The organism is Epilithonimonas arachidiradicis, from assembly GCF_003610695.1.
Classification (GTDB): Bacteria; Bacteroidota; Bacteroidia; order Flavobacteriales; family Weeksellaceae; genus Epilithonimonas; species Epilithonimonas arachidiradicis.
Map to the genome: position 1 here is coordinate 81,722 of NZ_RAQH01000003.1, position 20,850 is coordinate 102,571.

Below are 20,850 nucleotides of genomic sequence, written 5' to 3' on the forward strand. Positions count from 1 at the left end.
CTTATGCCAATAATTGTAAACCTAGACGTAATGATGGCAAAACGAAAAATGTCATTGAATGAGCTGTCTGAAAAAGTAGATTTAACACTTTCCAACCTTTCGATTTTGAAAACCGGAAAAGCAAAAGCTATTCGTTTCAGTACTTTGGAGGCAATTTGTAAAGTTCTGGATTGCCAGCCTGCAGATATTTTGGAATATCGGGAAAAATAAAATTAAAGTTTTCTGCTAATCACATAATCCAGCATCAGTTTAAGAGAGGCTTTGGCCTCATTGTCTGGGAATTCAGCAAGAATGTCAAGTGCTTTTTGCTGGTAATCTTTCATTGTCTGGATAGCATAATCCATTCCGCCGGAAGACTTTACAAATTCTACCAGCTCGCGAACTTTTTTAGAATCGTTGTTATAACGCTTTATAGTTGCGAAATATTTTTTGTAATTCTCAGGGCTCGCATTTTTCAAAGTATAAATCAAAGGCAGAGTCATCTTCTGTTCCTTGATATCGATTCCTACAGGTTTTCCAATGATATTGCTTGTCTGATAATCAAAAAGGTCATCCTTGATCTGGAAAGCCATTCCCGTGTAAGTGCCGAATTCTTGCATTTTTTTCGCAGTCGCTTCATCCACGCCATTGGACAAAACACCAACTTCGCAGCAAGCCGCAATAAGAGTGGCTGTTTTCTGACGGATGATTTCGTAATAAACATCTTCTGTGATGTCCAGTTTTCTGGCTTTTTCCAACTGAAGCAATTCGCCTTCAGACATTTCTCTGATCGTTCTGGAAATCACAGCTAGCAAATCAAAATCTTTGTTATCCGTAGAAAGCAAAACCGATTTCGAAAGTAGATAATCGCCAACCAACACTGCAATTTTATTCTTCCAAAGTGCATTGATGGAAAAGAAATTCCGGCGTTTAAAACTCTCATCCACAACATCATCGTGAACCAAAGTCGCTGTATGAATCAACTCAATCATACTGGCGCCGCGGAACGTTTTTTCGTTCACATTTCCGACCAGTTTTGCGCATAGAAAAACAAACATCGGGCGCATTTGTTTCCCTTTTGTGGTAACAATGAAACGTGTGACTTTATCCAGCAGAGCAACATTACTTTTCATCGATTCATAAAACTTTTGTTCAAAAAGTTTCATTTCTTCAGAAATCGGAGCTTTGATTAGTTCTACTGTATTGGCCACTGTTTGCGTTTAGAGATTATATTTTTGGAGCAACAACATTCAACTTATTATCAACATTCTAACCCGCTTTCCGTTGCAATCTTTTTGTTTTCCGAGGGAAAACAAAAAGGATTTCCACTACAATCGGGGCTATGTTGAAGATTTGTCTATCGATTGACCAAAAACTATTCTACAAATATAAATATTATAAATCTTTCAAAGGAATAAAATAAAGACTTTGAAACGCTTTTTGATTTTTATCACAGAATAAAAATCCATTACAATGTAGAATTAATGCATTTTTAAATTAACAATAGAATCAAACACGTTCTTTATTAATCCATTTTGCAACGTCTGGCGCAACATAGTTTTTCATCATTGCGATAAGTTCATCAGTATCATCGCTTATTAAAATCATATCTCGGTTAACTTCTTTCAGAAAACCTTTGTCAACCATAGTTTGGACAAAAGTGATTAGGGAATCGTAAAAACCAGCGGTATTCAAAATGGCAATCGGTTTTTTATGAAGTCCCAATTGCGCCCAGGTCAACATTTCAAAAAACTCTTCCAAAGTTCCGAAACCGCCCGGCAAAGCAATTACGCCATCGCAAAGCTCGTTCATTTTGGTTTTTCTTTCGTGCATCGTTTCCACCAAAATAAGGTCTGTCAAATGCTCGTGAGCAATTTCTTTGGATTTTAAAAAGTTAGGCAAAACACCAATAGCTTTTCCTCCGTTCTCTAAAACGCCGTCCGCTACTGCGCCCATCAAACCTACATTAGCACCTCCGTAAACCAATTCGATTTGATGTTCTGCTAATGTTTTTCCTAATAATTTTGCCTGCGATTTGTAAACGTCATCTGTCCCAAAACTTGAACCACAGAATACCGTAATTCTTTTCATTTCTTATTGGATTTTGATTAAAGTAATATGCAAATATAATTATTGCAAATCTTCAAACGGAACAAAGTAGAGACTTTGAGGCACTTTTTTGATTTTGATACTGAATCGCTCTCCAGAGATATAAATTCCTTTTTCAGTTGCCGTAATACCTTCGATTTGACCAATTTTGAAAGCTCTTCCTAAAGAAAACTTTTTTGGTGGCTTGTTGAAAAATAGATTTCCAGAATCATCTTTTTCGAAAATCATAAGATAAACCGAAGCTTTTTTGGTGTAACCTACAACGTATAATTTATTTTCAAAAAAAGAAGCATCGGTCACAACAAATCCAGTTTTAAAAGATTCCAGTTTTTGAGCAGGCTGATTTTCTGTCAGGTTTTTGTCGATGACATAATGAGAAACCGTATTTGTAATCCATTCTTTGGTAAAAAGATGAACATTCCCATCCAAGAAAATCATCGCTTCCGCATCAAAATTATTATTGATGTTTTTTGGCGAAAAATCAATTTGTTCCGGATAAAAGAACGGAATGGTCTTGATAGAATTAACCATCAAAGAATCATTTCTGAAAGGGATTTCATACACTTTCAAATCTTTTCTTGTTCCCAGATTATTCCCGAATTCTCCAATATAAAAATTTTCACCATCATTCGTAATAGCTTCCCAATCTATGTTTTTTAATCCGGTTTGAAAAGTCTTTTCAATATTTGAACTCCCTGGTTTTATTTCAAAAATTTCGCTGGTTTTGCCGCTGTCATTGAACGAGAAAAGTCTTCCATTAATATTAGTTAAACCAGAAGATTCTTGCAAAGAATCGCTTAAAACAGCGATTTTATATTTCTTTAGATTCAGTGACTGCGCTTTCTGTGCTGAGATTTGAAATCCTGAGAGAATCAATAAGATGTAAAAAATCCTTTTCATATTTTGTAAAAATAAGAATTGATTTTTTGAACGTAAAATTTTATGGATTAAAGTACTGTTAAAGAATTTACCTAGAATTAACTTCTAAATAACCGATTGCTTTAATATTTGAAAAATAATATTTTGGATATTTTATCCAGAATTTACCTTTGCTTTTCGAATCTTCTTTTAATATTATTCTTATGTTTTTTGGAGACATTAAAAGATAATTTTCAATTTTTTTCTCGCTATGTTTTCGAGAACTAGTATTGATTTTTAATTCGGGTGAATTTTTATTGATTTCAATTTGATTCTTATTGTCATTAATAAAAATAATTTTATTAGAATTATTTATTTCTGTTTTAATTTCATTTATTACCAAATTTGATAATTCATTATCAATAAATATATTAATGACAAAAAATAATAATGTAATTAAAAAGTATTTGAAATCGGATTGTTTTCTCAGTGATTTATAAATATATATCAAAAATGAAATGACTGATATACTGAAAAAAATAAAATAAATTATTTCTAAAAAAGCAATCATTACTCCGCCGTTTTATTCGCCAATTGTCCACAAGCTGCGTCGATATCGCCACCTCGGCTTTTTCTTACAACAATAGTAATTCCGGCTTTTTCCAGTTCGCGGACATATTTTTGCTCGGCTTCAATACTTCTGTGATCAAATTTTCCTTCGCCAATCGGGTTATATTGGATTAGATTGACTTTACTTGGAACTTGTCGGCAATACTTGATCAATGCTTTGATATCTTCATCGCCGTCATTGATTCCTTTCCAAACACAATATTCAAAAGTGACCGGAGAACCTGTTTTCTGATACCAATACTGCAACGAATCCATAATATCAGTCAAAGGAAATTTATCAGAAAAAGGCATTATTTCATTACGTTTATGTTCAATTGCAGAGTGGAGAGACAGTGCCAGTTTTACTTTCAGTTCTTCATCGGCCAGCATTTTTATCATCTTCGGAATTCCGGATGTTGAAACGGTAATTCTTCTTGGCGACATTCCCAGACCGTCTGGTTTCGTGATTTTATGAATAGCTTCGACAACGTTTTTGTAATTCATCATCGGTTCGCCCATTCCCATAAATACGATGTTTGTGAGCGGTCTGTCAAAATATTCTTTACTTTGTCGGTCAATCAAAGCAACTTGGTCTACGATTTCTGCCACTTCCAGATTTCGCATTCTTTTTAGTTTGGCTGTGGCGCAGAATTCGCAGTTCAGAGAACAGCCAACTTGAGAAGAGACACAGGCCGTAGAACGCGTTTCTGTCGGAATCAGAACCGATTCTACCATTAATCCGTCGTGAAGTTTGACGCCGTTTTTAATGGTTCCGTCCGTTGATTTTTGTAATAGATCGACAGCAATCGGGTTGATGAAAAAATCGCGGGAAAGATTATCACGAAGATTTTTTGAAAGATTGGTCATCTCATCAAAAGAGTGCAGATTCTTACTCCACAGCCAATCATAGACTTGCTTGGCACGAAACGGCTTGTCACCAATTGTGCTGAAGTAATCTTTGAGCTGATCGAGGGAAAGTGTGCGGATATCTTTCAATGCTTTCTGAAAATTTTTGCAAAGATACGTTTAATGTAACAATTTAAAAATCCAATAATGAAACGATAGATACATTTGATAATCTTGAGTTTTCTTTTTTTTGAAAGATAATTTCTTAGCTAAGTTTTACATTGATAATTAATTATGACTTGGAAACGGTAATTTTAATTATTGAAATTAAAGTATTGGGAATTATAATTCGACTTTATTAATAGATTGATAATTCTTACATTTGCATTGATTTTTACCCGATGAAATTCCAAGCCTTTTACGATAGCCCATTCATACTGAATTTTTCCTTTGAAAAGCTCATTCAAATAATGGAAGCAGAAGCTTCTGATAACCCGGAATATGCGTTGTCACATCAGAGAATTCTGGATAAAGCGAAAGAGTTTCCCGAGCTTCTGGATGGCATCACGAGTCTTGACTTTTTCGAGAAAAATGAAACCTTGATGAAGGAACTGTTGCGCGACCTTTTTCCGCCAATGTTGACGGAAAATGAAATCAAGGCCATCAGTTTTCCTTTTTATAATTTCTTTTTCAACCCTACAAAAAGGTTTGAGCGCATTATCAAAAAAGCAGGTGACAATTTTGATATGATTATCAAAGATATGGATCCGCACCGCTTTTATGTGATGAGTTGCTGTATCATCCTTAATGATTTTTATGGGGTTCCGCTTAACGTTTCGATGCCATTTATATTTGATATTCCGAATGAAGATGGAGTTGTAAAGCATTACAGATTTCTCACTAATGCCGATTTTATGGATGTCCATCCATTGGAAAACTTCACAAAATTAACTGAAGAAGAGATTTCTGAATTGCTGGATAATTTCGAAGATTATGAGCTTTGGAAAGAAAAATTTCCGCCAAAAAGCTGGGAGCTGAAAGGTTTTGCTGTCGTTAATTTCTTTGACGCCACAACTGAAATTGCAGTTTCCAATCTCAAAACCAAGTTGATTAATCTTGAAGATGATGAAAATCTGAAACCGGAACTGAACAAGATTTTCCGTTCTATTTTTCAGGTTCCTGATTTGGAATTGGGCTATACATCCATCAATCACGAAGAAAACAAGTTTGTAAAAACGCCCATCAATGGTGTGATTGATAGTTTTATTCTGTCAGGATTGAATCATTCCAGAAATGAATTGCTCTGCGAAAAGAACTTCAACACATTGGTAGAATCAAGGAAATATTTCAGCATTTCTGATGTTGAAAAAGTTTACCGGGAGTTTCCGGACAGTGATTTTGCCAGACATTTCTACGAATCGGGAATCAAAAGTGCGATTTTTGCACCTATTATCAAAAACAAAAAAGTTCTCGGAATTATCGAACTCGTTTCCAGAAAAAAATTGCTCAACAGCATCAATGCTCAAAAAATGGAAATAGTAATGCCTTATCTGGAGGATACGATGGACAGACTTTATGACGGGATTGAGACAAGAATCCAAGCGATTATTCAACGGGAATATACATCGATACATCCAAGTGTTTATTGGAAATTCAGACAAGAAGCTGAACGTCATATCGGTTTCTACAGAGAGGAATTCGATTTGCCATACCGAAAAATCACTTTTGAAAATCTGACACCACTTTTTGGACAAACGGATATCAGAAACTCTTCTGTTTCCAGAAATCTGGCCATTAAAAAAGATTTAGAAATCAATCTGATGCTGATTTCTGATGTTTTCAAAAATCTGATTTCTGACAATGATTTGGAATCCATTAATTTAAAACTGATTCATTTTCAAGAATTATTGTCAAGAGATTTAAAAGCTGACACAGAAAGTCAGGTTCAGAATTTTATTCATCAGGAAGTTCATCCGTTGCTGGAATCGATTAAACTTCAGAATGTGAGTTATAATCAAATTGTTACAGATTATCACAAACAATTGGATTCTAAAACGGAATTGGTTTATCAGTTCAGGAAGAAATTTGATGATAGTTTGTCATCAGTCAATAAATTTTTGGCGGATATCCTGGACAAACGTCAGGAAGAGCAACAGCAAAGATTTCCATTTTACTACGAGCGTTTCAAGACGGACGGCGTAGAACATAATATGTATATCGGTTCATCGATTGAACCGGAGTTGACTTACGACCCAATTTTCCTTAAGAATCTCAGGTTATGGCAACTGCGTGTGATTTGCGAATCCGAATTGCATTACAAAAAATATAAAGAAACGCTGGATTATTCTCTGGATGTTTCGTCTTTGATTTTAGTTTACAGCACGCCGATCAGTATTAGGTTCAGGATGGATGAAAAACGTTTTGATGTGGACGGAAGTTATAATGCCCGCTACGAAATGATTAAAAAACGTATCGACAAATCCCTGATCAAAAATTCTGACGAACGAATCACACAACCCGGAAAAATCAGCATTATCTATTCTCAGGATAGGGAACGTGAAGAATATTTGAAATTAATCAAAATCCTTCAGGACCAAAATGTACTTTCAACTATAGAAGAATTGGAAGTTGAAGATTTACAGGGGATTAATGGCTTGCGAGCGTTGCGTGTTGCTGTGAATTATGAGGCAGAAGATGTGGATTATGAGTTTGTGGAAGGGATTTGATTTTATTCTTTTTCAGATTTTAAAGTAATGAAAATATCCCTATCAGCTGTCCAATCTCTTAAATTCCACTTCTTCTCTATAAAAATTTTTGTAAGAAGATTTTCATTCTGATCTTTTAATTCAATTATATCATTAATTAATGAACTAATATTTAAACTAATATAAGAATTCCGATCAACAGCGTGTAAAGTAATATCATTTATCTTCTTGCTATAATTTTTTTTATCAGGATAAATAAATTGAACATTTAATCCGTAAATGATTCCACTTACAATCATTTTAGTTTTGATTTCATCATTTTCAAAATAAAACCAAGAAATTGTTCCATAGAAGGGCAACTTATTTTTAACTAATGATTCATCAATTCTTTCGTCTAAATGTTGAAAAGTATTTCTAAACTTGTCTACAACTTTTATTTTATCAAGGACTTTATATTTACTTTTTGAGGGTAATTTTTTATAAATTTTGACTAATCTATGAGTCTTGTCAATTATTCCCCAAACATATCCGAATGCTTTAATTCTATCGTTTTGATAATTTACTGAGTCATCTTCAATTTCTTCTATTAATTGCTCCAATAAATCAAAATCATTTTGAATCATTTGAAGAGTAATTCTAATTGAATCAAAAATTAATAATTGATATTTATCTAATTCAATAGGTAGATAGTTTAAAATTGAATCCTCAGAAATTATTTTTGTCATATATTTATCTCACATTTAAACTAATAATCTAAACCGTCACATTCCGAAAAGCCATCACAAAAGCCACCACAGAAACAATAATTCCAATTGTGAAAACTGTGTAAGTCAGTCTCAATAATTTGTATTTTCTGTTAAGAACAACGCCCAGATAATAGAGGTCTTTTATCATTGTATCGTACAAATATTGTCGGTCGTTCATCATTTCTTTCATTGCCCAGAGATATTCTTCCATCGGCATTTTGTAGAAATTTCCGAAGAATAAAAGATTCACTTTTTTCTCCTCGATTTCCTTTCTGGTAAACGTTCCGCTGGATACTTTTGGTCTCGTAGACATAATCGCCAAAATAATACAAATCACACTGAATATGACCATCACAAAAGTCGGAATAATCAAATGCGAATTACTTGGCGCATCCAGTTTTGGAATCAAAGATGATAATGCGATTGAAATAATAATCGCGTTGACGGAAAGCAGAATATTCGCTTTGCTGTCAGCAATTTGGCTCAGTTTAGTATGGTTGTTCAATGTCACCCGGAACATTGTTTCTATACCACGTTCAGGGCTTTCCAGTTTCTCAAGCTTTTTCTTATTCAGAAGTGCTTTATCATTATCTTCAGCCGCTTTTTTCTTTTTTTCTTCTTTCAGATTCTGGATGTGAGAAAGGATTTTATCCACATTTTTCTCTTTGATTGGCTGCCAGTTTTCTTTAGCAAATTTGGTGTAAAACTGATGTTTTGAAAAGAAAACAATATTAAGCTCAGACCACTGTTGCTTGCTGAATTTCTGATGATGAACCTCTTTGATTTCCTGTCTCAGATTCTCACAAATCCTGAAATAATCATCCGAAGCCAGATGATACAAATCTGCATCTTTTATGATTTCTTCCAGATGATTTTTAGGCTTGTAAAATTTATCCGTAGCCAGGATCAGTTCTCCGATTTTGGCAATTCTATCTTCGGGAAAACCATATTGCTTTAAAAAGTTTGCAGCCTCTTTTCGGCTTTCTTCTTCGTGATTGTCAGCATCATCAATATAACCCAAATCGTGAAACCAGCCTGCCAAAAGCAGATTCTCTGTATCTTCGGGACCAATGCTTTCTTCTTTTGCAAGGATTTTTATCTTATCAACAACCTGAATCGTGTGGTCAAGATTGTGATAAGTATAAGCAGAAGATAATCTATCTTTGAATAAATTTTTAACATAATCTTCCGAAATTTTCAAAATATCCATAAAAGCAATTTGGAACAAATTTAAGAAAGTATTTATAGCTTATTAATTTTAATTTTGTTAAATATTGTTAGAGTTTGACTAATTTCGTGAATATTTGAAATCAAAATCATCAGGCCGAGCTTGTCGAAGCCTTTAACTTAAATATTTAATTTTATTTATGGCTGCTTAATCCGCCTGCAGTTTATCCTGAGCGAAGTCGAAGGGCTCCCAATCTTTTTTGCAGAAGATTTTAGATTCAATAGAATTTAAGTGTAAGCAAAAAAGGATTTCCGCTCAAGTAGGGCTGCGTGAAATTCATCGGTAATAGATTACCTTTAATATTGAAAATCATTTATGAGATACATATACCAATTATATCTTTTTATCATACTTCTGTTTGTTGCGGTTTCCTGTGTCGTTCAAAACGCTGACTACGGTAAAAATGCCAAAGACTTTGTGAAAAATCCAACGATTAAAGATAGCATCATTCATACATTTTATCTTGTTGGTGATGCTGGAAATCTAGATCAGGACGAAGCGTTCCACAATATGAATATTCTGAAAGATTCATTGTCCAAAGCTCCGGAAAATAGTACTTTGATGTTTTTGGGAGATAATATTTATCCAGTCGGGATGCCAAAAAAAGAGGACGAACATAGAGCTTTGGCGGAGAAAAAAATGGATAACCAGATTTTATTATCTCAACAGTTCAAAGGGAAAACGATTTTCATTCCCGGCAATCACGATTGGTACAACAACGGCATCAAAGGTTTGAAAAGAGAAGAAGATTATGTCACAGAAAAATTGAATGACAAATCGGCTTTCGGACCAAGAAACGGCTGTCCCATTGAAACCAGAAAAATCAACAAAAAACTGACTTTGATTTTAGTGGACACAGAATGGGTTTTGGCAAATTGGGACAAAAATCCGGGTATCAATGAAAAATGCGATCTCAAAACCCGCGAAGATTTCTATACAGAATTCGAAGACCAGCTGAATAAAAATCAGAACAAAACCATTGTTGTGGCAACACATCATCCATTGATGACGAACGGCTCACACGGCGGAAAATATTCTTGGGAAAAGCAGATTTTTCCTCTGGAAAATAAAATTCCACTCCCGGTTTTAGGTTCAATTATCAATTTGACAAGGGCAACCGGCGGAATCACACATCAGGATATCAGCAATCAGAATTATAAAAATCTGGCAGACCGACTGAAAACATTGATTAGCGGAAGAAAAAATGTCATCGTAGTTTCTGGTCACGACCACAATCTACAATACATCGAGCAAGCTGACATTCGTCAAATAGTAAGCGGAGCAGGTTCCAAAACCGAATCTGCAAAAGCCGTTGGAAGCAATGATTTTTCATTTGGAAAAAATGGATATGCAGAACTGAAAATCTCAAAATCAGGAAATGCTGAAGTGAGTTTTTACAGTCTTAATCCAAAAAAATCGGAATTGTTATTCAGAAAAACGGTTTTGGAAAACGAATCGAAAATTGCGAAAGATTACCCGAATCAATTTCCTCAAAATACAGAAGCCTCGATTTATGATTCTGCAATGACGAAGAAAAGTAAGTTCTACGAGTTTCTGTGGGGAAAGCATTACCGTGAATATTATTCGAAAAAAATCAATGTCAAAAATCTGGAATTGGACACATTATTTGGTGGCGTGAAACCCGATAGAGCAGGAGGCGGACATCAAACTAAATCCCTTCGTCTGGAAACCAAATCCGGAAATGAATACGTGATTCGTGCGCTGAAAAAAAGCGGTGTAAGATTTTTGCAGGCTGTGGCGTTCAAAAATCAATATGTAATTGATGATTTTTCGAATAGTTATGCGGACAAATTTTTGCTGGATTTTTACACGACTTCTCATCCTTACACGCCTCTGGTAATCGGTGGGATGGCAGACAAATTGGGAATTCGTCACACAACACCGGAGTTATTTTACATTCCAAAACAGAAAACTCTTAAAAACTTCAATGAGAATTTTGGTGACGAATTGTATTATCTCGAAGACCGACCAATGGAAACCGAGGAAAATCCGAACAAAGTTCTAGGAACCGATGAAGTAATCCTGAACCTTGCCAAAGACGAAAAGTACAAAATGGATGAAAAAGCGTGGATAAAAGCACGTTTATTCGATATGCTGATTGGCGATTGGGACAGGCATCACGATCAATGGAAATTCGAATCCAGGAAAGAAAATGGCAGCGTGATTTACAGCCCGATTCCGAAAGACAGAGACCAGGCTTTTTCAAAATATGACGGTTTTATCACGGGAATCCTGATGGAATTTCCTGAATTGAAGCATATGCAGACTTTTGATCATCAGATTGAAAGCGTGAAGTGGTTTAACCGTGAACCTTATCCGTTGGATTTGATTTTTGCTAAAAATTCTAATGGAAAAGACTGGCAGGGTGTAGCAGAATTTATTCAAAATCATTTGTCGGAAAATGACATTAGAGAAGCTTTTAAAAATCTGCCAAAAGAAGTTCAGGACAACGTTTCAGAAGATTTGATTCAGAAATTACTGACGAGAAAAAATGACCTTCAAAAATATGCTTCGGCTTATTTCAAATTCCTTCAGGAAAAAGTGGTATTGACCGGAACTGACAAAAAAGACAAGTTTGTAGTCACCAGATTACCGAACAACGAAACCGAAGTCAAAATCATCAGACTGAAAAAATCTGGTGAAGAATTGCAATCATCCAAGCTTTATTCTGGATTGATGACCAAAGAAATCATATTGTATGGTCTGGATGACGATGACGAATTTATTGTTGAAGGAAAACCACATTCGAGCATCAAAATCAAACTTTTGGGAGGGTTGGATAATGATAAATATTCGGTTTCCAACTCCAGAAAAGTGACGATTTACGATTATAAAAGTAAACCAAATAACTTTGAAAATAAAGGAAACGCCACCCTGAAATTGACCGACGACTATGACATCAACCAGTACAACTACAGAAACCCGAAATATAATGTTTTTACCACATTTATGAACTTCAATTTCAATCCGGATGATGCGTTGGCGATTGGTTTTAATGCAGATTATACCGTGAATGATTTTATCAAGAATCCGTTTTCTCAGAAGCACCATTTTACAGCCAATTATTTTACGGGGACCAAAGGTTATGAGTTTGCTTATCAGGCAATGTTTCCGATGTTGAAAGGCAATTGGTTTTACGGTTTGGATACGAGAGTGACGAGTTCACATTACATCAGAAATTTCTACGGAATCGGGAATGAAACGGTTAATCCAAAAGAAGAATTCGGAAATCGATTCAATAATGTGAGAGCTCGGGAATTTGGATTTTCGCCATCTGTTAACTGGAACAAAAATACATCAACATTCTCTGCAAAACTGAATTACGAAATTCTGAAAATCGACAGAACAGCCAATCGTTATATTTCTTTACCAAATGTTGTGAATGATGATGTTTTCAAATCAAAACAGTTTGGTGGAGCGGATTTATCATTCAATTATGAAAATTATGACAACAAAGCGAATCCAAAATTGGGAATGAAATTCGATATCAGAACCGTTTGGAATATGAATCTTCAAAATACGGACAGACAATATACTTCACTGGAAACAGGACTTGGTTTTCTGCATTATCTGACGCAAAATCAAAGATTGGTTTGGTCTTCTTATGCGAAGGCAAAATGGCTTTTCGGTAACGATTACGAGTTTTATCAATTGGCGACGTTGGGCGGAAACAAAGATTTGCGAGGTTTCCGTTTTAACCGTTTTTATGGGAAAAACTCTTTTTACCAAACTTCAGATTTGCGTTATGAAATAGGCAAAATCAAAAACTCGATTTTACCTTTGAGTTACGGATTTTTCGGTGGATTTGATTTAGGTCGAGTTTGGAATCCTAATGAAAATTCCAACAAATGGCACAACTCATACGGTGGTGGATTTTGGCTGAATGCAATTGACGCCATCTCTGCCAATATTTCTTATTTTACATCGTCAGACGGAGGAAGATTGGTTGTCGGGATTGGCGGGACTTTTTAAAATGTAGTGATGATTGAAACTGAACGACTGCTTCTAAAACCTTATTCGCTGGATTTTGCTGAGGAATTTTATACTAAATTTCAAAATGACAAAACTTATCTGGGAGATTACTTTTCGAGAACTTTAAGTGTTACGAAAACTCTGCAAGAAACCAAATTGTATTTCCAAAAAAAGATTGAAAGTTTTAAAAGTGAAGAAGGTCTCTATTTTGGGATTTTTCTCAAAGAATCAGATGAATTGATTGGACATATTTCAGTTACAGAAATCGATTGGTCGGTTCCGAAAGGTGAGTTGGCCTATTTTATCTTCAATGATTTTTCCGGAAACAAATATTCTTATGAAGCTTTGGAAGCGTTTCGGGATTTTTGTATGAATGAAAAAGAAATGCTTCGAATTTTTATGAAAATCGCACCGGACAATATCGCCAGCAAAAAAGTAGCGGAATTCTGCAATTTCGAGTTTGAAGGCTTGTTGAAAAACGATTACAGAAAACGACAAGAAGTTCTTACGGATATGTTGCTTTATTCATTTACGAAGACAGATTAGTATGGATTTTATTTCTCAATTTTAAACTTGGCCTCTCAATAAAATATCTGTAAAATAATCCACCAATAATACATCCGATTAAACAGGTGATCAATAACAAATTTTCCGAAATGGAAATTTTGTAATATTCTATCAGGCTTTGAATAATATGGATAATTCCCTTGTGAGAAAGATAGATTGCAAAAGATAAATTTGCTAATTGAGTTGTGAAATAGTTTTTTGATTTGTTCAGGAATGAGGATTTCGAAATCGCAGAAATTACTATAAAACCATAACTTACAGCAACGAATGTGAATCCAAATATCGATGCAAATTCAGAAGATTGGTCATTGCAAACCCATAAAGAGAAGCCAAGAAAAGCTAAACCTGACGGCAAAAACAAATTACCATTTTCATCAGTCAATTTTCTGAATCTTGAGGAATATTGAAACAGATATCCAATCAAAACACCAACTGCCAATCCGTCTAATCTTGTGTGTGTCGGGTAATAGATCTTCATATACCAGACTTTCCAAAATTCATTCGAATTGATATTGGGAAATACGTATTCGTGCCAGGAAAAATATCTCGCCAAAATCGAAAATAGTATAATGATGAAGATTATAAATTTTAGATATTTCAATGTTTTCGATTTGATGAGTAATAGAAATGAAAAAGGCAGAATCAGATAGAATTGCTCCTCGATACACAAAGACCAGGCGTGTGAAAACGTTCCTTTGTTGATGACATCTAAGCCATAATTCTGAGTGAAAGTGAGAAATTTCCATAACGGCGAAAGCGATTCTCTTTCTCTGAAAAAAGGAAAGCAGAAATATAACAGCAATGTGAAAAAATAAGGCGGAATGATTCTGAAAAAACGTTTTATGAAAAATGATTTCAAACTGAAATTCCCACGATTTTTAATTTCCTGAAATAATTGATTTGAAATCAAAAAACCGCTTAACACAAAGAACAAATCAACTCCTGTCCAGCCAAAACGTCCATAAGTGTCTATCCAATCTGGATGAATAAAAGCGCGATAATGATACATTAATACCAAAAGAATTGCAATGGCTCTTAGATGGTCTAATCCATTGAATCTTTGAGAAAAAGTTGTTTGCATTTATTTTTTTTCTGCAAGATGGTTGGATTTTTATTGCAATTTTAAAATGATATTCAGAAAATGGAGATTTTTATTTGAATTACTTATTCTGCATTTTGGATTGTAATTCTGGTTGTTTGTCATTCGATTTGTCAATTCTACATTCATAAAAAATTTTATCGGGTTATAATTTATAATTTTGAAGGTTGTGAAAATCGGAACTTGGAAAAAATATCAATCAAACATTGGCTTTCAAATTTTATTTTGGATAGCATTATTCCTTTTGATAGAAGCGAGAAATTATGGAGAATATGATAATGCTGATATTCAATTGATTTTTTACTATGATCTATGCCATTGGATTTTTCAGATTATCAGCGCCAATTTTATTTATTATGTTCTTATAAAGCATTTTTTCGACCGAAAAAAGTATCTCTCATTTTTAATTTTACTGCTTGTTTCTCTGTATGTCTTTTCTGTTATTAATCGTCTTTTTATTGTTTACATAGCCGAACCTTTCTTTTGTAATTTTCCACAGGACAGCATTTATAGTATTTTTACAGACATCAGATATTTATTGATTAGTTATACTTTTTCTATTATTACAGGAGCTTTTGCCTTTGTTTCTGTGATGTTTATGCTGCGATATAAAAGTGAAAAACAAAACACAACCAAACTTTTGAAGGAAAAAGCAGAATTAGAATTAAAGGTTCTGAAATCGCAGCTTAATCCTCATTTTTTGTTCAATACACTCAATAATATTTATTCGCTTTCCATTATTAATTCAGGTAAAACATCAGAATCTGTCAGCAGACTTTCGGAAATTTTGGACTATGTTCTTTATAAAGGTCAGAATAAAACTGTTAATATTTCGGATGAGATTTCTATTATTGATGATTATATTGAGCTTGAAAAACTGAGATATGACGAACGTCTGAAAATATTCAAAAGACAAAAACTAAATTCTGAAAACAAAATTCCGCCATTATTGTATCTTTCCCTGGTTGAAAATTCTTTCAAACACGGCGCTGGAAAATCGGTTGGAGATATTGAAATTAATATTGAAATTGAAACGGATGAAAATCAATCTGTCTTTCGAATCAAAAATACCTATTCAGAAACTTTAAAATCTGAACGTGAAAGTTTGGGATTAAATAATATAGAAGAGCAATTGAAGATATTTTATGAGAATCAATTTGAATTTAATGTTTCAGAAATCGGAAATTGGTATGAAGTAGAAATAATTACGCCCGCAACAGAATGATAAATTGTATTATAATTGATGACGAACCTCTGGCTGTAAAGCTTTTGGAAAATCATATTTCAAAGATTGATTCTCTGAAACTGGTCGCAACTGCAAAAAACGCGATTGAAGCTTATCAAATATTGCAGACAAAACCTGTTGACCTGATGTTTCTCGATATTGAAATGCCCAATCTTAACGGAATCGAATTTCTGAAATCTCTTCATCAAAAACCTAAAACAATCTTCACCACAGCTTACCGCGAATTTGCCATAGAAGGATTTGAATTAGAAGCGGTTGATTATATTCTGAAACCAATTACATTCGAGAGATTTTTCAAATCTGTAGAGCGTGTGTTGAGAAATATTTCTTATAATGAACAAGTTGAAGATTTCATTATTGTCAAATCTAATGGATTGAATAGGAAAATCATTTTATCTGATCTTCTTTATTTTGAAAGCCAAGGAAATGATGTGAAAATCATTTTAGAAAACGAAGAAAAAATCGTTACTAAAAATAAAATCACTGATTTGGAAAATTCACTTGCTGATAAGGGTTTTGTAAGGATTCACAGGTCTTTTTTAATCAATTCAAAATATGTGACTGCATTCAATAATAATGAAATTATATTGAATAAATACAACCTTCCTGTAGGTAGAAGTCATAAGAAAGAATTTGAGGATTTTGTGGCGAAGTTTTCCGCTTCAAGATTATTGTGATTGAATTATTTCAACTTCAATTGATAAAGATTTCCTGTGTGTGTTTTGTTGCCTTCATCGGTCATTAATATTGTATTTTCATCTTTGAAACACAAACCTTCTTTCTGAGTATGATGATTCAGTTCAATTTTTTCGACGTTTCCGGAGAAGAAATTATTGCCTTTCCAATTGGTGAAAATCCAAACTTTATCGGAGCTTAAAATAGCCACTTTATCTTTATTCGGGCTGATGTCTGCACTAGTCACAGCACAATGATTGAACTGTTCACAAGTCACAAAACTCCCGATTTTCTTAGCAGTTAATTTTTGAGTGGAGTTGTTATCAACTTCATATAAAACCGTGGTTCCATCAAATTTTGAACTTCTGTTTTTCGTAAAAAGAAAAAATTTGTTGTTATGGATGAAGAACGATTCAACGTCAAAAATGCGGTCTTTTTTCTTTGGAGGAAATTCGGTTTGTTCGGGATAATAGAACTGAACAATTGATTCTGCTTTAGCTTCATCTTTATTCAAATCTGAAGCACTGATCTTATAAATGGCTAAGTTTTGCCTGTCATTATCATTATTTCCAAAATCACCAATATAAATATTGCCTTCATCATCCGAAGTCAAATCTTCCCAGTCATTATTTTCAACATTGGTGATGGTGATTTTTTTGATTAATTCTCCTTTTTCATTAAACCCAAAAAGAACATTGTGATTATGGTTGTCCTCAATTGTCCAAATCAACGGCGATGCTTTTGAGATTTCACAAGCCGAAGCTTCTTTCAGCTTTTTGGGAAGACTCGCTAGTGTTGAAAAATTCTCCTGAGTCTGGGAACAGGAAAATGTAATGGATAATAATGCTAAAAAAGAAAATGCTTTCATAGGATGAAATTAATGAAAATAATGGAGATTGAAACCACAAAAGTCACAAAAGAACAAAATTGAAATAGACAGTTTATAAAAATCTTTGTGACTTTTATGGTTTAACAAAAAATGCACAACTATAAAAATTGTGCATTCTGTTTTTTGAAAAATTCAAATCTTAAAGAATCAACATTGCATCTCCGTAAGAATAGAACTTGTATTTTTCTTTAATAGCTTCCTCATAAGCTCTCATTATGAAATCTTTGTTCGCAAAAGCGGCGATCATCATAATCAGCGTGGATTTAGGTGTGTGAAAGTTGGTAATCATTGCATTGGCTACACCAAATTCGTGAGGTGGATAGATGAACTTGTTGGTCCAGCCTCTGTAAGCTGAGATTTTTTTGTTAGAAGAAACAGAAGTTTCCAAAGCTCTCATCGTCGTTGTTCCCACGGCACAAACTCTGCGTCCTTCTTCTACAGCTTTGTTGATAATCGCGGCGTTCTTCTCATCGATAATCGCTTCTTCAGATTCCATTTTGTGCTTGGATAGATCTTCAACTTCGATTGGGTTAAAAGTTCCCAAACCAACGTGAAGTGTGATCTCTGCAAAATCGATTCCTTTGATCTCTAATCTCTTCATCAAGTGCTTTGAAAAGTGAAGACCTGCAGTTGGAGCTGCTACAGCACCTTCAACTTTGGCATAGATGGTTTGATATCTTTCTGCATCTTCCGGCTCAACCTCTCTTTTGATGTATTTAGGAAGTGGTGTTTCTCCAAGTTCTGTCAGTTTTGCACGGAACTCTTCATAAGAACCATCAAACAAGAATCTCAATGTTCTTCCTCTAGAAGTTGTATTATCGATAACTTCTGCAACAAGAGACTCATCTTCTGTGAAGAATAATTTATTACCGATTCTGATTTTTCTTGCCGGGTCAACCAAAACGTCCCAAACACGAGTTTCAGCATCCAGTTCTCTCAACAAGAAAACTTCAATCTTAGCTCCTGTTTTTTCTTTGTTTCCGAATAATCTTGCAGGGAAAACTTTGGTATTATTAAAAATGAAAAGGTCTTTCTCATCAAAATAATCAATAACATCTTTGAAAAGGCGATGCTCGATAGTTTCAGTTTTTCTGTTAAGAACCATCAACCTTGCCTCATCACGGTTTTCTGACGGGTGTTCTGCCAACAACTCTGCTGGCAAATCGAAATTGAAATCAGATGTTTTCATAAAATTTACGGATTTTATTTGTTTTTACAGGACTAGCCTGTGGTTAAATTTTTGCGAGGTGCAAAGATACGACATCAAAGAGCCTTTGTCAAGTAAATATTAATTTTAAATATCAGGATTAATGATTTCAATATACAATTAATGTTTTTTTCAGAAATTTAGTATTTATATTTGGTGTTTTCTGTAAAAAACAGTTAATTTAGTGCATCTAAAAGTTGTTTTTGTCAATTAATTTGCTTTGTTATGAGTATTGAAAATGAAAATCCTGAGAATGAAAATTTGAATCCGGAAACTAATGCTGCTGAAAATCAACCAGTAGAAGAAACAGTGGCCAGTCAAAATTCAGAAACCGAAACCGAATCTGAACATCAGGAAACCGAAGTGGTTGAGGAAGATTTTTCTCATTATTCTTTAAAAGAAGCTTTGGACGAAATGGAAAAAATAGTCAACAAAGACGATGCGTCATCTTTTTCCAGACGTTTTAATACACTGCGAGAACAGGCAAATCATAAATTGTCTGATGAAATCGAAGACAAAAAACACGAGTATCTGGAACAGGGAAATCCTGAAGAACATTTTGAATATCATCATCCACAGGCTTCCAAATTGTCTGCTCTTGTCAATATTTTCAAAGAAAAACAAGATAAATTTCATAAACAACAAGAAGCTGAACATCAAGGAAATCTGCAAGAAAGATTAGCAATCATTGAGCGATTGAAAAACCTTTACACCAATTCTGAACCGGGAACTAATCTTTTCAAATCGATAAGAGAAATCAAAGAAGCCTGGGGAAATGCAGGTCAGGTTGCTAAGTCGGAATTCAAAAATCTAAATAATAATTATTTCCATCATCTTAAAATGTTCAATGAGATGCTGGATCTGAATAAAGAATATCTGGAGCAGGAATTTGCTCATAATCTTGAGAAAAGACAGCATATTATCCAAAGAGCAAAAGAACTGTTAGATGAGAAAGTGGTTCAAAAAGCACTGAATGAACTACAATATCTTCATAAACTATGGAAAGAAGAAGCGGAGCCTGTTGCAGAAGAATTCCGTGAAAAAACCTGGGAAGAGTTCAAAGAGATTTCTAATAAAATTCACGAGAGAAAATCTGAATTAATTGCAGTTATAGAAACTGAACAATTAGAGAATCTTGAAAAGAAAAATAAGATCATTGAAGAGTTGAAAACACTTTCCGCTCCTCAGAACATCAATCATACCTATTGGCAGCAAGCTATTAAAAGAGTAGAAGAGATCAGATCCGAATTCCTGAAATTAGGCGCTGTTCCAAAAAAGTTATCCAATCAAAACTGGACAGATTTCAAACAATCTCTTAGAGATTTCAATACAGCTAAAAATGATTTTTATAAGAACCTGAAGGGATCTCAGATTCAGAATCTTGAAGAAAAACAAGCCTTAATCAAAACGGCTCAGGATAATATGAATTCTGAAGATTGGGATACCGTGGTTCCGCTTTTCAAAAAACTGCAGGAAGATTGGAAGAAAATTGGTCACGTTCCTAGAAGTCAGGCGAACAAAGTTTGGGATGATTTCCGTGATGCTTGTAATACTTTTTTCAAAAATTACAGAGATAAAAATAACGCTACAGGCGACAATTGGAAAGAAAACTATAAGAACAAAAAAGCGCTTTTAGAAGAGTTGAAAGCTCTGAGTGATGAAGAAGGCGCTGTAGAAAAAATCGAAACAATCAAAAATTCCTGGAATGCTATTGGGAAAGTTCCTAAGGATAAATTGTCCATCAATACAGAGTTCAACAAAACTTTAAGAGAGAAATTGAAACTCAACAAAATCAATGAGTTTGATTTGAAAGAAGAGAATCTTACTGAAAATCAATTAACTGATAAAGCGAGAAAAATCAAAAATCAAATCACTGATTTGGAATCAGAAGTGGTACAATTGGAAAACAATTTGGCTTTCTTCAATTCTCCAACACGTGAAAATCCTTTATTGAAAGATACTTATGATAAATTGGATTCTAAAAAAGAACAATTGGAAAGTTTGAAAGTGACGCTTCATAATATTATTGCTGGAGAATAACAGAAATTAATTAATGATATTTAAATCCCCTTTTTGCAGGGGATTTTTTATTGG

The 20,850-nt window shown here is 34.1% G+C and carries 17 protein-coding genes; 7 read left to right on the top strand and 10 right to left on the bottom strand.

The annotated features are described in order from the left end of the window. Window positions 1–3: 3 nt before the first annotated feature. A complete protein-coding gene (locus tag BXY58_RS06255; RefSeq protein ID WP_120212967.1) occupies window positions 4–210 on the top strand; it encodes a helix-turn-helix domain-containing protein in 207 nt (68 codons plus the stop codon). Between the two features lie 2 nt (window positions 211–212). On the opposite strand, the gene BXY58_RS06260 is transcribed toward BXY58_RS06255, so the two are convergent. From BXY58_RS06260 to rlmN, 5 genes are all read right to left on the bottom strand, one after another. After that, the gene (locus BXY58_RS06260; protein WP_120212968.1) at window positions 213–1,190 is read right to left on the bottom strand and encodes a polyprenyl synthetase family protein; all 978 of its coding nucleotides are present in this window, start codon (window positions 1,188–1,190) and stop codon (window positions 213–215) included. Between the two features lie 298 nt (window positions 1,191–1,488). Further along, window positions 1,489–2,070: an LOG family protein gene (locus BXY58_RS06265; protein WP_120212969.1), complete on the bottom strand. Its 582-nt coding sequence runs from the start codon at window positions 2,068–2,070 to the stop codon at window positions 1,489–1,491. Window positions 2,071–2,109: 39 nt separating this feature from the next. After that, on the bottom strand, window positions 2,110–2,988 hold the full coding sequence (locus BXY58_RS06270; RefSeq protein ID WP_120212970.1) for a hypothetical protein: 879 nt from the start codon (window positions 2,986–2,988) through the stop codon (window positions 2,110–2,112). Between the two features lie 67 nt (window positions 2,989–3,055). Next, window positions 3,056–3,517, bottom strand: coding sequence for a hypothetical protein (locus tag BXY58_RS06275; RefSeq protein WP_120212971.1), 462 nt, complete (start codon window positions 3,515–3,517; stop codon window positions 3,056–3,058). Next, on the bottom strand, window positions 3,517–4,551 hold the full coding sequence (rlmN, locus tag BXY58_RS06280; RefSeq protein ID WP_120212972.1) for a dual-specificity RNA methyltransferase RlmN: 1,035 nt from the start codon (window positions 4,549–4,551) through the stop codon (window positions 3,517–3,519). Before rlmN ends, BXY58_RS06275 begins: the two co-directional genes overlap by 1 nt. A 320-nt stretch (window positions 4,552–4,871) precedes the next feature. On the opposite strand from rlmN, the gene BXY58_RS06285 reads away from it, so the two are divergent. Continuing rightward, window positions 4,872–7,127 (top strand): GAF domain-containing protein, encoded by a 2,256-nt coding sequence (locus BXY58_RS06285; RefSeq protein ID WP_120212973.1) that lies wholly within the window; start codon window positions 4,872–4,874, stop codon window positions 7,125–7,127. A 2-nt stretch (window positions 7,128–7,129) separates the two neighbouring features. On the opposite strand, the gene BXY58_RS06290 is transcribed toward BXY58_RS06285, so the two are convergent. Then, a complete protein-coding gene (locus BXY58_RS06290; protein ID WP_120212974.1) occupies window positions 7,130–7,831 on the bottom strand; it encodes a hypothetical protein in 702 nt (233 codons plus the stop codon). A 28-nt stretch (window positions 7,832–7,859) separates the two neighbouring features. After that, the gene (locus BXY58_RS06295) at window positions 7,860–9,062 is read right to left on the bottom strand and encodes a Pycsar system effector family protein (protein ID WP_120212975.1); all 1,203 of its coding nucleotides are present in this window, start codon (window positions 9,060–9,062) and stop codon (window positions 7,860–7,862) included. A 333-nt stretch (window positions 9,063–9,395) separates the two neighbouring features. On the opposite strand from BXY58_RS06295, the gene BXY58_RS06300 reads away from it, so the two are divergent. Then, window positions 9,396–13,073, top strand: a complete 3,678-nt coding sequence (locus BXY58_RS06300) for a metallophosphoesterase (protein WP_120212976.1) — start codon at window positions 9,396–9,398, stop codon at window positions 13,071–13,073. Between the two features lie 9 nt (window positions 13,074–13,082). After that, window positions 13,083–13,619 carry a GNAT family N-acetyltransferase gene (locus BXY58_RS06305; protein WP_120212977.1) on the top strand — a complete coding sequence of 179 codons (537 nt, stop codon included), beginning with the start codon at window positions 13,083–13,085 and terminating at the stop codon, window positions 13,617–13,619. On the opposite strand, the gene BXY58_RS06310 is transcribed toward BXY58_RS06305, so the two are convergent. Next, window positions 13,603–14,721, bottom strand: a complete 1,119-nt coding sequence (locus BXY58_RS06310; protein WP_120212978.1) for an acyltransferase family protein — start codon at window positions 14,719–14,721, stop codon at window positions 13,603–13,605. The two genes, BXY58_RS06305 and BXY58_RS06310, sit on opposite strands and share 17 nt — an antisense overlap. 187 nt (window positions 14,722–14,908) lie before the next feature. Here BXY58_RS06310 and BXY58_RS06315 point away from each other — a divergent pair, with 187 nt between their 5' ends. Next, window positions 14,909–15,964 carry a sensor histidine kinase gene (locus BXY58_RS06315; protein ID WP_120213253.1) on the top strand — a complete coding sequence of 352 codons (1,056 nt, stop codon included), beginning with the start codon at window positions 14,909–14,911 and terminating at the stop codon, window positions 15,962–15,964. Continuing rightward, window positions 15,961–16,662, top strand: a complete 702-nt coding sequence (locus tag BXY58_RS06320) for a LytR/AlgR family response regulator transcription factor (RefSeq protein WP_120212979.1) — start codon at window positions 15,961–15,963, stop codon at window positions 16,660–16,662. The genes BXY58_RS06315 and BXY58_RS06320 overlap by 4 nt, the downstream gene beginning before the upstream one ends. Window positions 16,663–16,667: 5 nt before the next feature. On the opposite strand, the gene BXY58_RS06325 is transcribed toward BXY58_RS06320, so the two are convergent. Continuing rightward, window positions 16,668–17,528 (bottom strand): NHL repeat-containing protein, encoded by an 861-nt coding sequence (locus tag BXY58_RS06325; RefSeq protein WP_120212980.1) that lies wholly within the window; start codon window positions 17,526–17,528, stop codon window positions 16,668–16,670. A gap of 160 nt (window positions 17,529–17,688) precedes the next feature. Beyond that, complete coding sequence (gene queA / locus BXY58_RS06330; protein ID WP_120212981.1) at window positions 17,689–18,738, bottom strand: tRNA preQ1(34) S-adenosylmethionine ribosyltransferase-isomerase QueA; 1,050 nt, start codon at window positions 18,736–18,738, stop codon at window positions 17,689–17,691. A gap of 243 nt (window positions 18,739–18,981) precedes the next feature. Here queA and BXY58_RS06335 point away from each other — a divergent pair, with 243 nt between their 5' ends. Next, window positions 18,982–20,796 (top strand): DUF349 domain-containing protein, encoded by a 1,815-nt coding sequence (locus BXY58_RS06335; RefSeq protein WP_120212982.1) that lies wholly within the window; start codon window positions 18,982–18,984, stop codon window positions 20,794–20,796. The last annotated feature ends 54 nt before the right edge of the window (window positions 20,797–20,850 follow it).

Coding starts and splice junctions, on each gene's coding strand:
- BXY58_RS06285 (WP_120212973.1), top strand. CDS start 4,872: ATGGAAGCAGAAGCTTCTGATAACCCGGAATATGCGTTGTCACATCAG.
- BXY58_RS06325 (WP_120212980.1), bottom strand. CDS start 17,528: ATGAAAGCATTTTCTTTTTTAGCATTATTATCCATTACATTTTCCTGT.
- BXY58_RS06295 (WP_120212975.1), bottom strand. CDS start 9,062: ATGGATATTTTGAAAATTTCGGAAGATTATGTTAAAAATTTATTCAAA.
- BXY58_RS06300 (WP_120212976.1), top strand. CDS start 9,396: ATGAGATACATATACCAATTATATCTTTTTATCATACTTCTGTTTGTT.
- BXY58_RS06335 (WP_120212982.1), top strand. CDS start 18,982: ATGAGTATTGAAAATGAAAATCCTGAGAATGAAAATTTGAATCCGGAA.
- BXY58_RS06305 (WP_120212977.1), top strand. CDS start 13,083: ATGATTGAAACTGAACGACTGCTTCTAAAACCTTATTCGCTGGATTTT.
- BXY58_RS06255 (WP_120212967.1), top strand. CDS start 4: ATGCCAATAATTGTAAACCTAGACGTAATGATGGCAAAACGAAAAATG.
- BXY58_RS06275 (WP_120212971.1), bottom strand. CDS start 3,517: ATGATTGCTTTTTTAGAAATAATTTATTTTATTTTTTTCAGTATATCA.
- queA (WP_120212981.1), bottom strand. CDS start 18,738: ATGAAAACATCTGATTTCAATTTCGATTTGCCAGCAGAGTTGTTGGCA.
- BXY58_RS06265 (WP_120212969.1), bottom strand. CDS start 2,070: ATGAAAAGAATTACGGTATTCTGTGGTTCAAGTTTTGGGACAGATGAC.
- BXY58_RS06270 (WP_120212970.1), bottom strand. CDS start 2,988: ATGAAAAGGATTTTTTACATCTTATTGATTCTCTCAGGATTTCAAATC.
- BXY58_RS06290 (WP_120212974.1), bottom strand. CDS start 7,831: ATGACAAAAATAATTTCTGAGGATTCAATTTTAAACTATCTACCTATT.
- BXY58_RS06320 (WP_120212979.1), top strand. CDS start 15,961: ATGATAAATTGTATTATAATTGATGACGAACCTCTGGCTGTAAAGCTT.
- BXY58_RS06310 (WP_120212978.1), bottom strand. CDS start 14,721: ATGCAAACAACTTTTTCTCAAAGATTCAATGGATTAGACCATCTAAGA.